Source organism: Pseudomonas sp. 18-147, from assembly GCF_051048045.1.
Taxonomy (GTDB): Bacteria; Pseudomonadota; Gammaproteobacteria; order Pseudomonadales; family Pseudomonadaceae; genus Pseudomonas; species Pseudomonas aeruginosa.
In genome coordinates, this window is the sequence record NZ_CP182296.1 from 3,118,838 (window position 1) to 3,135,751 (window position 16,914).

The 16,914-nt window shown below is 68.5% G+C and carries 4 protein-coding genes and 1 pseudogene; 2 read left to right on the forward strand and 3 right to left on the reverse strand.

Features of this window, described 5'->3' with window-relative positions; genetic code table 11:
* The first annotated feature begins 1 nt into the window (after nt 1).
* Nucleotides 2-13,030, forward strand: a complete 13,029-nt coding sequence (pvdL, locus tag ACM0M4_RS14890) for a pyoverdine non-ribosomal peptide synthetase/polyketide synthase PvdL (protein ID WP_054375896.1) — start codon at nt 2-4, stop codon at nt 13,028-13,030.
* Between the two features lie 485 nt (nt 13,031-13,515).
* On the opposite strand, the gene ACM0M4_RS14895 is transcribed toward pvdL, so the two are convergent.
* On the reverse strand, nt 13,516-14,028 hold the full coding sequence (locus ACM0M4_RS14895) for a BRO-N domain-containing protein (RefSeq protein ID WP_003102990.1): 513 nt from the start codon (nt 14,026-14,028) through the stop codon (nt 13,516-13,518).
* A 580-nt stretch (nt 14,029-14,608) separates the two neighbouring features.
* A complete protein-coding gene (locus ACM0M4_RS14900; protein ID WP_003113065.1) occupies nt 14,609-14,923 on the reverse strand; it encodes a hypothetical protein in 315 nt (104 codons plus the stop codon).
* Nucleotides 14,924-15,474: 551 nt separating this feature from the next.
* On the opposite strand from ACM0M4_RS14900, the pseudogene ACM0M4_RS14905 reads away from it, so the two are divergent.
* Nucleotides 15,475-15,732, forward strand: a pseudogene (locus tag ACM0M4_RS14905) (IS110 family transposase); the annotation flags it as partial.
* An 8-nt stretch (nt 15,733-15,740) separates the two neighbouring features.
* Here ACM0M4_RS14905 and ACM0M4_RS14910 read toward each other — a convergent pair.
* Nucleotides 15,741-16,903 (reverse strand): IS3-like element IS222 family transposase gene (locus tag ACM0M4_RS14910; protein ID WP_101476525.1). Its coding sequence is split into 2 segments (ribosomal slippage): nt 15,741-16,648 and nt 16,648-16,903, totalling 1,164 coding nucleotides; the frame shifts between segments, so codons are not numbered across the junction.
* Between the last annotated feature and the right edge of the window lie 11 nt (nt 16,904-16,914).

Below are 16,914 nucleotides of genomic sequence, written 5' to 3' on the forward strand. Positions count from 1 at the left end.
CATGATGGACGCCTTCGAACTTCCCACCACCCTGGTCCAGGCCCTGCGTCGCCGCGCCGTCCAGGAGCCCGAGCGCCTGGCGCTGCGCTTCCTCGCCGAGGACGATGGCGAAGGCGTGGTCCTCAGCTATCGCGATCTCGACCTGCGCGCGCGGAGCATCGCCGCGGCCCTGCAGGCCCATGCGCAGCTGGGCGATCGCGCGGTGCTGCTGTTTCCCAGCGGCCCCGACTACGTCGCGGCGTTCTTCGGTTGCCTGTATGCCGGGGTCATCGCGGTGCCGGCCTATCCGCCGGAGTCGGCGCGCCGCCATCACCAGGAACGCCTGTTGTCGATCATCGCCGACGCCGAGCCGCGCCTGGTCCTGACCACCGCTGACCTGCGCGAGCCATTGCTGCAGATGAACGCGCAACTGTCCGCCGCCAACGCCCCGCAACTGCTCTGCGTCGACCAGTTGGACCCGGCCGTTGCCGAGGCCTGGGACGAGCCGCAAGTGCGTCCCGAGCACATCGCCTTCCTCCAGTACACCTCCGGTTCAACCGCATTGCCCAAGGGCGTGCAGGTCAGCCATGGCAACCTGGTCGCCAACGAGGTGCTGATCCGCCGAGGCTTCGGCATCGGTGCCGACGACGTGATCGTCAGCTGGCTGCCGCTGTACCACGACATGGGCCTGATCGGCGGCCTGCTGCAACCGATCTTCAGCGGCGTACCCTGCGTGCTGATGTCGCCGCGCTACTTCCTCGAACGTCCGGTGCGCTGGCTGGAAGCCATCAGCCAGTACGGCGGCACCGTCAGCGGCGGTCCCGATTTCGCCTACCGGCTGTGCAGCGAGCGGGTCGCCGAGTCGGCCCTGCAGCGTCTCGACCTGAGCGGCTGGCGGGTAGCCTTCTCCGGTTCCGAGCCGATCCGCCAGGACAGCCTGGAACGCTTCGCCGAGAAATTCGCCGCCAGCCGCTTCGATGCGTCCAGTTTCTTCGCCTGCTACGGCCTCGCCGAGGCGACCCTGTTCGTCACCGGCGGCCAGCGCGGCCAGGGCATTCCCGCCCTGGCGGTGGATGGCGAGGCGCTGGCGCGCAACCGCATCGCCGAAGGCGCAGGCAGCGTGCTGATGTGCTGCGGCCGCAGCCAGCCGGAACACGCCGTGCTGATCGTCGACGCGGCGAGCGGCGAGGTCCTCGGCGACGACAACGTCGGCGAGATCTGGGCCGCCGGGCCGAGCATCGCCCACGGCTACTGGCGCAACCCGGAAGCCTCGGCGAAGACCTTCGTCGAGCGTGACGGGCGTACCTGGCTGCGCACCGGCGACCTCGGTTTCCTCCGCGACGGCGAACTGTTCGTCACCGGGCGCCTGAAGGACATGCTCATCGTCCGCGGCCACAACCTCTATCCGCAGGACATCGAACGCACCGTCGAGAGCGAGGTGCCGTCGGCGCGCAAGGGCAGGGTCGCGGCCTTCGCGGTCACGGTCGATGGCGAGGAAGGCATCGGCATTGCCGCCGAGATCGGTCGCGGCGTCCAGAAATCGGTGCCGGCCCAGGAGCTGATCGACTCGATCCGCCAGGCGGTGGCCGAGGCCTACCAGGAAGCGCCGAAGGTGGTGGCGCTGCTCAATCCCGGCGCCTTGCCGAAGACGTCCAGCGGCAAGCTGCAACGTTCCGCCTGCCGCCTGCGCCTGGAAGACGGCAGCCTGGACAGCTATGCGCTGTTTCCCGGCCTCCAGGCCTTGCAGGAGGCGCAGCCGCCGGCAGGCGACGACGAACTGCTGGCACGCATCGGCGAGATCTGGAAGGCCCGGCTGGGCGTGGCGCAGGTAGCGCCGCGCGATCACTTCTTCCTGCTTGGCGGCAATTCCATCGGTGCCGCCCAGGTGGTCGCCCAGGTGCGCGACAGTCTCGGCGTCGCCCTCGACCTGCGCCAACTGTTCGAGGCGCCGACCCTGCAGGCCTTCAGCGCCACGGTGGCCCGCCAACTGGCCGCCGGCCTGCCGGCCGAGGCACCGATGGCGCACCTGCCGCGCGGTGTCGACCTGCCGCAGTCGGCGGCGCAGCAGCGTCTCTGGCTGACCTGGCAGATCGATCCGCAGAGCGCCGCCTACAACATCCCCGGCGGCCTGCGCCTGCGCGGCGAGCTGGACGAAGCGGCGCTGCGCGCCAGCTTCCAGCGCCTGGTCGAACGCCACGAAGCGCTGCGCACGCGTTTCCTCGAGCGCGACGGCGCGGCCTTGCAGCGTATCGACGAGCGGGGCGAGTTCGCCTGGCAGTTCGTCGACCTCGCTGCGCTGGCCGAGCACGAACGCGCCGCGGCTGCCGCGCAGCGCCGCGAAGCCGAGGCGCAGCAGCCGTTCGACCTGGAAAAGGGGCCGCTGCTGCGGGTCAGCCTGGTGCGCCTGGACGAACAGGAGCACCAGCTCTGGGTCACCCTGCATCACATCGTCGCCGATGGTTGGTCGCTGAACCTGCTGCTCGACGAATTCTCGCGGCTCTACGCCGAAGCCTGCGGCGGCCAGCCGGCCGACCTGGCGCCGCTGGAACTGCACTACGCCGAGTTCGCTGCCTGGCAACGGCAGTGGCTGGACGCGGGCGAGGGCGCCCGCCAACTGGCCTACTGGCGGGAACGCCTGGGCGACACGGCGCCGGTGCTGGAACTGGCCACCGACCATCCGCGCACGGCGCGCCAGGCGTCGCCGGCCGCGCGCTACAGCCTGCGGGTCGACGAAGCCCTGGCGCGGGCTATCCGCGAGGCCGCGCTGGACCATGAGGCGAGTGTCTTCATGTGGCTGCTGGCGGCGTTCCAGGCGCTGCTGCATCGCCACAGCGGGCAGGGCGAGATCCGCATCGGCGTGCCCAGCGCCAACCGCCAGCGCCTGGAGACCCAGGGGCTGGTCGGCTTCTTCATCAACACCCTGGTCCTGCGCGGCACGCCCCGGGCGCGCCAGCCGTTCGCCGCGTTGCTCGGCGAGGCTCGCGAGGCGACCCTCGGCGCCCAGGCCAACCAGGACCTGCCGTTCGACCAGGTGCTCGCGGCCTGCGGCCAGGGCGGCCAGTTGTTCCAGGTGCTGTTCAACCACCAGCAGCGCGACCTGTCGGCGTTGCGCCGGCTGCCCGGCCTGCTCGCCGACGAGCTGCCCTGGCACAGCCGCGAAGCCAAGTTCGACCTGCAACTGCAGAGCGAGGAGGACGCTCGCGGTCGCCTGACCCTGAATTTCGACTACGCCGCGGACCTCTTCGACGAGGCCAGCATCCGGCGTTTCGCCGCGCAATACCTGGAGCTGCTGCGCCAGGTCGCGGAAGACCCGCAGCGCTGCCTCGGCGATATCGCCCTGGTCGACGCCGAGCAGGCGGCGCGCCTCGCCGAATGGGGCAGCGCGCCCTGCGAGCCGGCGCGCGCCTGGCTGCCGGAGCTGCTGGAGTGGCAACTGGCGCAGTCCGCCGAACGCGTCGCCCTGGAGTGGGACGGCGGCAGCCTCGGCTACGCCGAACTGCACGCCCAGGCCAACCGCCTGGCCCACTACCTGCGCGACAAGGGCGTCGGCCCGGACGTGCGGGTAGCGATCTGCGCCGAGCGTTCGCCGCAACTGCTGGTCGGTCTGCTGGCGATCGTCAAGGCGGGCGGCGCCTACGTGCCGCTGGACCCGGACTACCCCAGCGAACGCCTGGCCTACATGCTCGCCGACAGCGGCGTCGAGTTGCTACTGACCCAGGCCCATCTGTTCGAACGCCTGCCTGGCGCGGAGGGCGTCACGCCGATCTGCCTGGACAGCCTCAAGCTCGACAACTGGCCGAGCCAGGCACCGGGCCTGCACCTGCACGGCGACAATCTCGCCTACGTCATCTACACCTCCGGCTCCACCGGCCAGCCGAAGGGCGTGGGCAACACCCACGCGGCGCTGGCCGAGCGCCTGCAGTGGATGCAGGCCACCTACGCCCTCGACGGCGACGACGTGCTGATGCAGAAGGCGCCGGTGAGCTTCGACGTGTCGGTGTGGGAGTGCTTCTGGCCGCTGGTCACCGGTTGCCGGCTGGTCCTCGCCGCCCCCGGCGAGCACCGCGATCCGGCGCGCCTGGTGGAACTGGTGCGGCAGTTCGGGGTGACCACGCTGCACTTCGTGCCGCCGCTGCTGCAACTGTTCATCGACGAACCCGGCGTCGCCGCCTGCGGCAGCCTGCGCCGCCTGTTCTCCGGCGGCGAGGTGCTTCCGGCGGAGCTGCGCAACCGCGTGTTGCAACGCCTGCCGGCGGTGGCCCTGCATAACCGCTACGGGCCGACCGAGACCGCCATCAACGTCACCCATTGGCAGTGCCGCGCGGAAGACGGCGAGCGTTCGCCGATCGGCCGGCCGCTGGGCAACGTGGTCTGCCGCGTGCTGGACGCCGAGTTCAACCTGCTGCCGGCCGGCGTCGCCGGCGAGTTGTGCATCGGCGGCCTGGGCCTGGCCCGTGGCTACCTGGGGCGCCCGGCGCTGAGCGCCGAGCGCTTCGTCGCCGATCCGTTCTCGGCCGCCGGCGAGCGCCTGTACCGCACCGGCGACCGCGCGCGCTGGAACGCCGACGGCGTGCTGGAATACCTCGGCCGCCTCGACCAGCAGGTCAAGCTGCGTGGCTTCCGCATCGAGCCGGAGGAAATCCAGGCACGCCTGCTGGCGCAGCCGGGGGTGGCCCAGGCGGTAGTGGTGATCCGCGAAGGCGTGGCCGGCAGCCAGTTGGTCGGCTACTACACCGGCGCTGTCGGCGCCGAGGCGGAAGCCGAGCAGAACCAGCGTCTGCGCGCCGCGCTACAGGCCGAACTGCCGGAATACATGGTTCCGGCGCAGTTGATGCGCCTGGCGCAGATGCCCCTCGGCCCGAGCGGCAAGCTGGATACGCGGGCGCTGCCGGAGCCGGTCTGGCAGCAGCGCGAGCACGTCGAGCCGCGGACCGAGCTGCAACGGCGCATCGCCGCGATCTGGAGCGAAGTGCTCGGCCTGCCGCAGGTCGGCCTGCGCGACGATTTCTTCGAACTCGGCGGGCATTCCCTGCTGGCCACCCGCATCGTCTCGCGCACCCGCCAGGCCTGCGACGTCGAACTGCCGTTGCGCGCGCTGTTCGAGGCCAGCGAACTGGAGGCCTTCTGCGAACAGGTCCGCGCAGCCCAGGCCGCCGGACGCACCGACAGCCACGGCGCGATCCGCCGCATCGACCGCGAGCAGCCGGTGCCGCTGTCCTACTCGCAGCAGCGCATGTGGTTCCTCTGGCAACTGGAGCCGGACAGCCCGGCCTATAACGTCGGCGGCCTGGCGCGCCTGAGCGGGCCGCTGGACGTGGCGCGCTTCGAGGCCGCGCTACAGGCCCTGGTGCTGCGCCACGAGACCCTGCGCACCACGTTCCCCAGCGTCGACGGCGTGCCGGTACAGCGCGTGCACGGCGATGGCGGCCTGCACATGGACTGGCAGGACTTCTCCGCGCTCGACCGCGACAGCCGCCAGCAGCACCTGCAGACCCTCGCCGACAGTGAGGCGCACCGGCCCTTCGACCTTGAGAGCGGGCCGTTGCTGCGGGTCTGCATGGTGAAGATGGCCGAGCGCGAGCACTACCTGGTGGTGACCCTGCACCACATCGTCACCGAAGGCTGGGCGATGGACATCTTCGCCCGCGAACTGGGCGCGCTCTACGAGGCCTTCCTCGACGACCGCGAATCGCCGCTGGAGCCGTTGCCGGTCCAGTACCTGGACTACAGCGTGTGGCAGCGCGAGTGGCTGGAGAGCGGCGAGCGCCAGCGCCAGCTCGACTACTGGAAGGCCCAGCTGGGCAACGAGCATCCGCTGCTCGAACTGCCGGGCGACCGGCCACGCCCGCCGGTGCAGAGCCACCAGGGCGACCTCTACCGCTTCGACCTGAGCCCCGAGCTGGCCGAGCGCGTGCGTCGCTTCAACGCCGCCCGCGGGCTGACCATGTTCATGACCATGACCGCCACCCTTGCGGCCTTGCTCTACCGCTACAGCGGCCAGCAGGACCTGCGTATCGGCGCGCCGGTGGCGAACCGCATCCGCCCGGAGAGCGAAGGGCTGATCGGCGCCTTCCTCAATACCCAGGTGCTGCGCTGCCGGCTCGACGGACAGATGAGCGTCGGCGAGCTGCTTGAGCAGGTGCGGCAGACCGTGATCGATGGCCAGTCGCACCAGGACCTGCCGTTCGACCACCTGGTGGAAGCCCTGCAGCCGCCGCGCAGCGCCGCCTACAACCCGTTGTTCCAGGTGATGTGCAACGTCCAGCGCTGGGAGTTCCAGCAGACCCGGCAACTGGCCGGGATGACCGTCGAGTACATCGCCAACGATGCGCGGGCGACCAAGTTCGACCTCAACCTGGAGGTCACCGACCTCGACCAGCGCCTCGGCTGCTGCCTGACCTACAGCCGCGACCTGTTCGACGAACCGCGCATCGCGCGGATGGCCGGACACTGGCAGAACCTGCTGGAGGCGCTGCTGGGCGACCCGCAGCGGCGCATTGCCGAATTGCCGCTGTTCGCCGCCGAGGAGCGGAAGCAACTGCTGCTCGCCGGCACGGCCGGCGAGGCAGGGCTCCAGGACACCCTCCATGGCCTGTTCGCCGCCCGCGTGGCGGCTAGCCCCCAGGCCCCGGCGCTGACCTTCGCCGGACAGACCCTGAGCTATGCCGAACTCGATGCCCGCTCCAACCGTCTGGCGCGCGTCCTGCGCAGTCACGGCGTCGGCCCGGAAGTGCGGGTCGGCCTGGCCCTGGAGCGTTCGCTGGAGATGGTCGTCGGCCTGCTGGCGATCCTCAAGGCCGGCGGCGCCTATGTGCCGCTGGACCCGGAATATCCGCTGGAGCGCCTGCAATACATGATCGAGGACAGCGGCGTACGCCTGCTGCTCAGCCACGCGGCGCTGTTCGAGGCCCTCGGCGAGCTGCCGGCGGGCGTGGCGCGCTGGTGCCTCGAGGAGGACGGCCCGGCGCTGGACGCCGAGGACCCCGCGCCGCTGGCAGCACTGAGCGGGCCGCAGCACCAGGCCTACCTGATCTATACCTCCGGCTCCACCGGCAAGCCGAAGGGCGTGGCGGTCTCCCACGGCGAGATCGCCATGCACTGCGCCGCGGTGATCGAGCGCTTCGGCATGCGCGCCGAGGATTGTGAACTGCACTTCTATTCGATCAACTTCGACGCCGCCAGCGAGCGCCTGCTGGCCCCGTTGCTGTGCGGCGCCCGCGTGGTGCTGCGGGCCCAGGGCCAGTGGGGCGCGGAGGAAATCTGCGAGCTGATCCGCGCGGAGGGCGTGAGCATCCTCGGCTTCACCCCGAGCTACGGCAGCCAGCTCGCCCAGTGGCTGGAGAGCCAGGGCCGGCAGTTGCCGGTGCGCATGTGCATCACCGGCGGCGAAGCGCTGACCGGCGAGCACCTGCAACGGATTCGCCAGGCCTTCGCCCCGGCGTCGTTCTTCAATGCCTACGGACCGACCGAAACGGTGGTCATGCCGCTGGCCTGCCTGGCTCCCGAACGACTGGAGGAGGGTGCCGCCAGCGTGCCGATCGGCAGCGTGGTCGGCGCGCGGGTCGCCTACATCCTGGATGCCGACCTGGCCCTGGTGCCGCAGGGCGCGACCGGCGAACTCTACGTCGGCGGCGCCGGCCTGGCGCGCGGCTACCATGAGCGTCCGGCGCTCAGCGCCGAGCGCTTCGTGCCCGATCCCTTCGCTGCCGAGGGCGGCCGCCTGTACCGCACCGGCGACCTGGTGCGCCTGTGCGACAACGGCCAGGTGGAATATGTCGGCCGCATCGACCACCAGGTGAAGATCCGTGGCTTCCGCATCGAACTGGGCGAGATCGAGGCGCGCCTGCTGGAGCATCCGCAGGTTCGCGAAGCGCTGGTCCTGGCGCTCGACAGCCCGAGCGGCAAGCAGTTGGCCGGTTATGTCGCCAGCGCGGTGGCCGAGCAGGACGAGGACGCCCAGGCGGCGCTGCGCGAGGCGCTGAAAACGCATCTCAAGCAGCAATTGCCGGACTACATGGTGCCGGCCCACCTGCTGTTGCTCGCCAGCCTGCCGCTGACCGCCAACGGCAAGCTCGACCGCCGCGCGCTGCCGGCGCCCGACCCGGCGCTCAACCGGCAGGCCTACGAGGCCCCGCGCAGCGTGCTGGAGCAGCAACTGGCCGGGGTCTGGCGCGAGGTGCTGAACGTCGAGCGGGTAGGTCTCGGCGACAACTTCTTCGAACTGGGCGGCGATTCGATCCTGTCGATCCAGGTGGTCAGCCGCGCCCGCCAGCTCGGCATCCACTTCAGCCCCCGCGACCTGTTCCAGCACCAGACCGTGCAGAGCCTCGCCGCGGTGGCCCGGCACAGCCAGGCCAGCCAGGCCGAGCAGGGGCCGGTGCAGGGCGACAGCGCGCTGACGCCGATCCAGCACTGGTTCTTCGACCTGCCGCTGGCGCGCCGCGAACACTGGAACCAGTCGCTGCTGTTGCAGCCGCGGCAGGCCATTGACCTCGGTCTGCTGCGCAAGTCCCTGCAACGCCTGGTCGAACAGCATGATGCCCTGCGCCTGGCGTTCCGCCAGGTCGACGGCGAGTGGCTGGCGCAGCATCGTCCGCTGCACGAACAGGAACTGCTCTGGCACGTTCCGGTGCAATCCTTCGACGAATGCGCCGAGCTGTTCGCCAAGGCCCAGCGCAGCCTCGACCTCGAACAGGGGCCGCTGCTGCGCGCGGTGCTGGTGGACGGCCCGGCCGGCGAGCAACGCCTGCTGCTGGCGATCCACCACCTGGCGGTGGACGGGGTGTCCTGGCGGGTGCTGCTGGAGGATCTGCAACAGGTCTACCGTCAGCTCGACGAGGGCGCCGAACCGGCGTTGCCGGCCAAGACCAGCGCCTTCCGCGACTGGGCCGGACGCCTGCAGGCCTACGCCGGCAGCGAATCGCTGCGCGAAGAGCTGGGCTGGTGGCAAGCCCGGCTGGGCGGGCAGTCGGCCGAGTGGCCATGCGACCGCCCGCAGGGCGACAACCGCGAGGCGCTGGCGGAAAGTGTCAGCCTGCGGCTCGACCCGCAACGTACCCGGCAATTGCTGCAACAGGCGCCGGCGGCCTACCGCACCCAGGTCAACGACCTGCTGCTGACCGCCCTCGCTCGCGTGCTCTGCCGCTGGAGCGGGCAGCCGTCGACGCTGGTGCAGTTGGAAGGGCATGGCCGCGAGGCGCTGTTCGACGATATCGACCTGACCCGCAGCGTCGGCTGGTTCACCAGCGCCTACCCGTTGCGCCTGACCCCGGCGCAGAGCCCGGGCGAGTCGATCAAGGCGATCAAGGAACAGCTCCGCACGGTGCCGCACAAAGGCCTCGGCTACGGCGTGCTGCGCTACCTCGCCGATCCGGCGGTGCGCCAGGCGATGGCCGCGCTGCCCACGGCGCCGATAACCTTCAACTACCTCGGACAGTTCGACCAGAGCTTCGCCGACGCCCTGTTCCAGCCGCTGGACCAGCCCACCGGGCCGATCCACGACGAGCAGGCGCCGTTACCCAACGAGCTGAGCGTCGATGGCCAGGTCTACGGCGGCGAGCTGGTGCTGCGCTGGACCTACAGCCGCGAGCGCTACGACGCGCGGACGGTGAACGAGCTGGCGCAGGCCTATCTCGCCGAACTGCAGGCGCTGATCGAGCATTGCCTGGAAGACGGCGCCGGCGGCCTGACCCCGTCCGACTTCCCGCTGGCGCAACTGAGCCAGGCGCAACTGGACGCCCTGGCGGTGCCGGCCGGCGAGATCGAGGACGTCTATCCGCTGACCCCGATGCAGGAAGGGTTGCTGTTGCACACCCTGCTGGAACCGGGCACCGGCATCTACTACATGCAGGACCGCTACCGGATCGACAGCCCGCTCGATCCCGAGCGCTTCGCCGCCGCCTGGCAGGCGGTGGTGGCCCGCCACGAGGCGCTGCGCGCGTCGTTCGTCTGGAATGCCGGCGAAACGATGTTGCAGGTGATCCACAAGCCCGGTCGCACCCGCATCGAGTTCCTCGACTGGAGCGAGCTGCCGGAGGACGGCCACGAGGAGCGCCTGCAAGCGCTGCACAAGCGCGAGCGCGAGGCCGGCTTCGACCTGCTCGAACAGCCGCCGTTCCACCTGCGCCTGATCCGCCTGGGCGAGGCGCGCTACTGGTTCATGATGAGCAACCACCACATCCTCATCGATGCCTGGTGCCGTGGCCTGCTGATGAACGACTTCTTCGAGATCTACGGCGCCCTCGGCGAAGGCCGCCCGGCGAACCTGCCGACGCCGCCGCGCTACCGCGACTACATCGCCTGGCTGCAACGCCAGGACCTGGAGCAATCGCGTCGCTGGTGGAGCGAGAGCCTGCGCGGCTTCGAGCGGCCGACCCTGGTACCCAGCGACCGCCCGTTCCTCCGCGAGCACGCCGGCGAGAGCGGCGGGATGATCGTCGGTGACCGCTACACGCGTCTGGACGCCGCCGACGGCGCGCGCCTGCGCGAACTGGCGCAGCGCTACCAACTCACCGTCAACACCTTCGCCCAGGCCGCCTGGGCGCTGACCCTGCGCCGCTTCAGCGGCGAGCGCGACGTGCTGTTCGGCGTCACCGTGGCCGGGCGTCCGGTGGGCATGCCGGAAATGCAGCGCACCGTCGGCCTGTTCATCAACAGCATCCCATTGCGCGTGCAGATGCCGGCCGCCGGCCAGCGCTGCACGGTGCGCGAATGGCTGAACCGGCTGTTCGAGCGCAACCTGGAGTTGCGCGAGCACGAGCACCTGCCCCTGGTAGCCATCCAGGAAAGCAGCGAGCTGCCCAAGGGCCAGCCGCTGTTCGACAGCCTGTTCGTGTTCGAGAACGCCCCGGTGGAAGTCTCGGTGCTGGACCGCGCGCAGAGCCTGAACGCCAGTTCCGACTCCGGGCGTACCCACACCAACTTCCCGTTGACCGTGGTCTGCTATCCGGGCGATGACCTCGGCCTGCACCTGTCCTACGACCAGCGCTACTTCGAGGCGCCGACCGTCGAGCGCCTGCTCGGCGAGTTCAAGCGCCTGCTGCTGGCCCTGGCCGACGGTTTCCATGGCGAACTGGAGGCCTTGCCGCTGCTCGGCGAGGACGAGCGTGACTTCCTCCTCGACGGCTGCAACCGCAGCGCCCGCGACTACCCGCTGGAGCAAGGTTACGTGCGGCTGTTCGAGGCGCAGGTGGCGGCCCATCCGCAGCGCATCGCCGCCAGTTGCCTGGAGCAGCGCTGGAGCTACGCCGAGCTGAACCGCCGGGCCAACCGTCTCGGCCACGCCCTGCGCGCCGCCGGCGTCGGCATCGACCAGCCGGTGGCACTGCTGGCCGAGCGCGGCCTCGACCTGCTCGGCATGATCGTCGGCAGCTTCAAGGCCGGTGCCGGCTACCTGCCGCTCGACCCCGGCCATCCGACCCAGCGCCTGACCCGGATCGTCGAGCTGAGCCGCACACCGGTACTGGTCTGCACCCAGGCCTGCCGCGAGCAGGCGCTGGCGCTGTTCGACGAACTCGGCTGCGTCGACCGGCCGCGCCTGCTGGTGTGGGACGAGATCCAGCAGGGCGAGGGCGCCGAGCATGATCCGCAGGTCTACAGCGGGCCGCAGAACCTCGCCTACGTGATCTACACCTCCGGCTCCACCGGACTGCCGAAGGGCGTGATGGTGGAGCAGGCGGGCATGCTCAACAACCAGTTGAGCAAGGTCCCGTACCTGGAACTGGACGAGAACGACGTGATCGCCCAGACCGCCTCGCAGAGCTTCGACATCTCGGTCTGGCAATTCCTCGCCGCGCCGTTGTTCGGCGCCCGCGTGGCGATCGTGCCGAACGCCATCGCCCACGATCCGCAGGGCCTGCTGGCGCACGTCGGCGAACAGGGCATCACGGTGCTGGAAAGCGTGCCGTCGCTGATCCAGGGCATGCTCGCCGAAGAGCGCCAGGCCCTCGACGGCCTGCGCTGGATGCTGCCCACCGGCGAGGCGATGCCGCCGGAACTGGCGCGCCAGTGGCTCAAGCGCTACCCGCGGATCGGCCTGGTGAATGCCTACGGGCCGGCGGAATGCTCCGACGACGTGGCGTTCTTCCGCGTCGACCTGGCCTCCACCGAGAGCACCTACCTGCCGATCGGCAGTCCCACCGACAACAACCGCCTGTACCTGCTCGGCGCCGGCGCCGACGACGCCTTCGAACTGGTGCCGCTGGGCGCGGTGGGCGAGCTGTGCGTGGCCGGCACCGGCGTCGGTCGTGGCTACGTCGGCGATCCGCTGCGCACCGCCCAGGCCTTCGTCCCGCATCCGTTCGGCGCGCCGGGCGAGCGTCTGTACCGTACCGGCGACCTGGCGCGGCGGCGCGCCGACGGACTGCTGGAATATGTCGGGCGGATCGACCACCAGGTGAAGATCCGCGGCTTCCGCATCGAGCTGGGCGAGATCGAGGCGCGCCTGCACGAACGCGCCGACGTCCGCGAGGCGGCGGTGGCGGTGCAGGAAGGGGCGAACGGCAAGTACCTGGTGGGCTACCTGGTTCCCGGCGAGACACAGCGTTCCAGCGCCGACTCGCCGGCCGGACTGATGGTGGAGCAGGGCGCCTGGTTCGAGCGGATCAAGCAGCAACTGCGCGCCGACCTGCCGGACTACATGGTGCCGCTGCACTGGCTGGTGCTGGACCGGATGCCGCTCAACGCCAACGGCAAGCTCGACCGCAAGGCGCTGCCGGCGTTGGACATCGGCCAGATGCAGAACCAGGCCTACCAGGCCCCGCGCAACGAACTGGAGGAAACCCTGGCACGGATCTGGGCCGAGGTGCTGAAGGTCGAGCGGGTCGGGGTGTTCGACAACTTCTTCGAACTCGGCGGGCATTCGCTGCTGGCCACCCAGATCGCCTCGCGGGTGCAGAAGGCCCTGCAACGCAACGTGCCGCTACGGGCGATGTTCGAATGCACCACGGTGGAAGAGCTGGCCAGCTACATCGAGTCCCTGGCCCCGAGTGAGATCAGCGAGCAGAAGGCCGAGCGCCTGAACGACCTGATGTCGAAGCTGGAAATGCTCTGAGGCACGCGCCCCGCCACAGGACGGATACCTGTGCGGGGCGCGTGGCGGAAAGGCATGAAAAAGGCCCGCCGAAGACGCCCGGGCGTCCTTGGCGGGCCTTTCTACAAATCCGCTCTAGGCAAACCAGCCCTCTGACCTTGAGGGAGAGGGGCGTTCGGAGCGGCGAACCCGCCCGCTAGGCGAGCGTAGCTCCTACAGGGGACGGTCCGGCCGGGAGTCGCGCAGCGTTCGCTTGCGCGGCTTCTCCTTGGTTTCACGACGCATCTTGCGAGGCTGACGGAGGCCCGTCAGGTCCTGGCTGCCCTGGTCATCCGTGTAGAGATCGTCCAGAAGGTTTCGCGTTATCTTCATGCCAGCGGTTTCGTGCTGTCCGTGGGAAAGGAGAGGCTAGGCCCGAGTCGTTGCTCTATTGTTAATGGATGGCGCCGCACCGCTTAAGCTGGCAGAACTGACAGGCCCCGCCCAACACGACGCCAGAGCGGCGCCTAGAGCGGGCGCAACTTGCGCAACCAGCGTCGCCAACCCAGTTGCACCATGGGTTCGCCCTGGCGTTCGAGGAGGTCGGGCATCTCGCTGAAATTCACCCAGAGCTTGCCCTGCCAGTCGAGCATGTGCACCACCTGGCGCTCCCAGCGCAACTTGACGTAGCGCGGCATGCCGCTGTCGTCGGTGGCGCTGCGCAACTCCGGCACCACCTCGCCGCTGAGCCAGCGGCGCAATTCGCTGCCATCGCCGCGCTGCTGGTAGATCAGCGCGGCATACGCGCCGGACTCGCTGATCAGCCACTGCGCCTGGTCTTCGCCACGTTCGGAACGCAACGACTCCCGGCGCGCCTGGTCGTCGTCCAGGCGGGCGAGCATCTGTTCGGGCTGGCTGTGTTCGATGAGCCGGGCGAAGTCGTCGAGGACGAACCAGGCCTGGTCGTCGATCAGCAGCGCGCGCAGCAATCGCTGCTGTCGGAAGAAGTAGTGCGGGGCAAGCTGGGTATGGCCGTGCATAGGAGAAATCCTTCTCTGAGCTGTCCGCTGCCTGGCTTCTGCCGGCGCGGCAGGGAGACAGGCCGCTCGTGGGTGTTGGGCCAGCAGGCTGTGGCCTGCCGGGAACCGAAGTCGCCGGCGAAAAAAGCCTACTGACAGCGCCTGTAGGACGGCAATGGCTAAGCCTTGTACGAAGTCTCCGATGGCACAAGCCCGCTGAACAGCTAGGCCTATGAGGGTAGGCTCTTGTCCACTGTCTATATGGCGGTGAACTGCTCGCAGCCGAACCCGTTCCCTGAGCATTTCCTGGTTATCTGCGTGGCACTGGGCTGGCCCGGAAAACCTATAGCCATTTGGCGGAAAACAGGAGCGGCGGGTTTTTCCCTGCCAGAAAACCTCTTTTTTCGAGGTCTCGTAACTTGCTGATTTATAAGGGCGTAAGAAATCGTCCGAAAAAAGGGTCGGAAGCTTCGGGCAATTGGCGGCCGTTTCGCGAGGACCGGGACGGCGATCAAGCGTGCCGTTCGGGCGCGAAAGGTCTTGTGATGGCGATGCCGCAAAGCCCCCGACCAGGCCGGGGGCGTCGCGCCAGGGAGCGGCGCTACAGGCTCGGGTGGCCCGCCTCGATTTCGGACAAGGCATCGCTGAGCAGCGACAGCAACGCACCGTTGATGTAGGCCAGGGTGCCGCCGGGCTCTTCTTTCTCATCGAGCAAACGGGTCATGGCCAGGATGTTGATCGCCGACCTCAAGCGCACTTTCGCGTTGTCGAACAAGTGCGTGGGGAGTGCATGGGTGTCTACGTACAGGGTGGCGCTACGCGGACACATGTCGGCCTGGGAGGTGGGGAGCAGCGGGACGAAGCGGGGGGACGATTCTGTTACCTCGGGGTTGGACGTATCATTCGGCTTAGCCATGGGTCAGCTCCTTTATAAGCTGGTTTGTGGTTAGCGGGTCGTAGGTGTTCCCGCACCTGCGGCCCGCGTCTTTTTTGCCCTCAGAAAATAGAGGGCAGTGCCGTTCGGTCCTGTCCCTGCGGGACGGATTTGCCGGCCCCTCCATCATCCTCCTACTGGGTTTTTATCCAATTCCCGGGCTTCTGAGAGAGCCTGCGGAAATGTCCGGGGGAGCTGTCCGGCGTTTCCAGGGCCTGTAGGGCGAATACCGCCACAGGCGGTATCCGCCGATACCCCGGATAAGCGGCGGATAACCGCGAGCGGTTATTCGCCCTACGGAGTTGGGACGCTGTCCGGCGTTTCCGGGGTGCGTAGGGCAAATAACACCATGGGCGTTATCCGCCGATGTCGCGGATAAGCGGCGGATAACCGCGAGCGGTTATTCGCCCTACGGAGTTGGGGTGCTGTCCGGCGTTTCCGGGGTGCGTAGGGCAATGAAATGGACTCCTCCCTCCTACGGCGTCAAGCGCCAGACTAATGGTGCAGCCACAAGTCCCGGAGGGGGAGTCAGCATGAACCTTAGTCGCATTGGTCTGGATCTGGCAAAACAAGTATTCCAGGTGCACGGCGTTGATCGTCACGAGCATGTGGTATGTCGTCGCCAACTCAAGCGGGCACAGGTGCGGGATTTCTTTCGCCAACTGCCGCCGTGCCTGGTGGCGATGGAGGCCTGCGGCAGTGCGCACTACTGGGCGCGCGAGTTGCGGGAGCTGGGCCACACGGTACGCCTGATCGCACCGCAGTTCGTAAAACCCTACGTCAAGGGTGACTGTAGTGGTCAACCCATCCCGGACAGTGGGTTGAGTTTTTCTTCGGCCACCGCAGGTGGTAACCCGTCGTTGAATTGATGCGGCCTGATCCAGTTGTAGCGGTGCATCAAGTAATGACTGATGTCCCGTTGGGCCTCCTGCGCCGTCAGGTAACCCGTTGACGGGACCCACTCCGACTTCAGACTGCGGAACAGGCGCTCCATCGGCGAGTTATCCCAGCAATTCCCTCGGCGACTCATGCTCTGCTGCATCCGATAGCGCCAGAGCCGTTGCCGAAACAGGCGGCTGGCGTACTGGCTGCCCTGGTCTGAATGGAACAGCACCTGCTGTGGCTTGCCGCGCTGTTCGTAGGCCATGTCCAGGGCCTTGATCACCAGTTCGGCATCCGGCTTGGCCGAGAACGCCCAGCCGATCACCCGCCGGGTATGCAGATCCAGCACCGCGGCCAGGTAGTGCCAACGGCCTTGCGCCCAGACGTAGGTGATGTCGCCACACCACACCTGATTGGGATGCTCGGTCGCGAATTTGCGGTTCAGCCGATTCGGGATATCCGGCCGCTCAACCGTGGCCTGTTTGTAGGCGTGCGAGCCCGGTTGCTTGCTGACCAGGCCCAGCTCACGCATCAACCGACGCACTCGGAAACGGCCGATGGTCACGCCCTCTTCGCGCAGCATGCCCAGAATGCTGCGGCTGCCGGCCGAGCCCCGACTCTGGCTGAACAACTGGTTGACTTGGCTGCGTAGCGCCACGCGGCGAGCATCGACACGCCGCCGTCGAAGACGGTGGACGTAGTAGCAAGACCGCGCCACATCGAAAGCTGAACAGACCACTTCCACCGACTCCTGCTCACTCAACTGGTCTATCAGCGCGTACGATCGAGTTCGTCCGACATCAAGAGAGCGGTAGCCTTTTTTAATATCGCTTTCTCCCGCTCCAACCGGTTGATCCGGGCTTCCAGCTCCTGGATCTTTTGCTGCTCAGGCGTCAACGCCTTGCTCTTCGGGGTCACACCCTGGCGCTCCGCCTCGAGCTGCTTCACCCAACGGCGCAAGGCCGAATCCACCACCCCCAGCGAACGGCAGGCGTCGATATGGCTGTAGCCTTGGTCCAACACCAGGGCCGCGGCCTCTCGTTTGAACTCGGCGGAAAACGTACGTCGTTGCTTGCTCATCAGACACCTCT

What these genes read in the sequence shown, in the direction of transcription:
- pvdL (WP_054375896.1), top strand. Translation starts at nt 2, where the DNA reads ATGATGGACGCCTTCGAACTTCCCACCACCCTGGTCCAGGCCCTGCGT.
- ACM0M4_RS14895 (WP_003102990.1), bottom strand. Translation starts at nt 14,028, where the DNA reads ATGCACGGCCATACCCAGCTTGCCCCGCACTACTTCTTCCGACAGCAG.
- ACM0M4_RS14900 (WP_003113065.1), bottom strand. Translation starts at nt 14,923, where the DNA reads ATGGCTAAGCCGAATGATACGTCCAACCCCGAGGTAACAGAATCGTCC.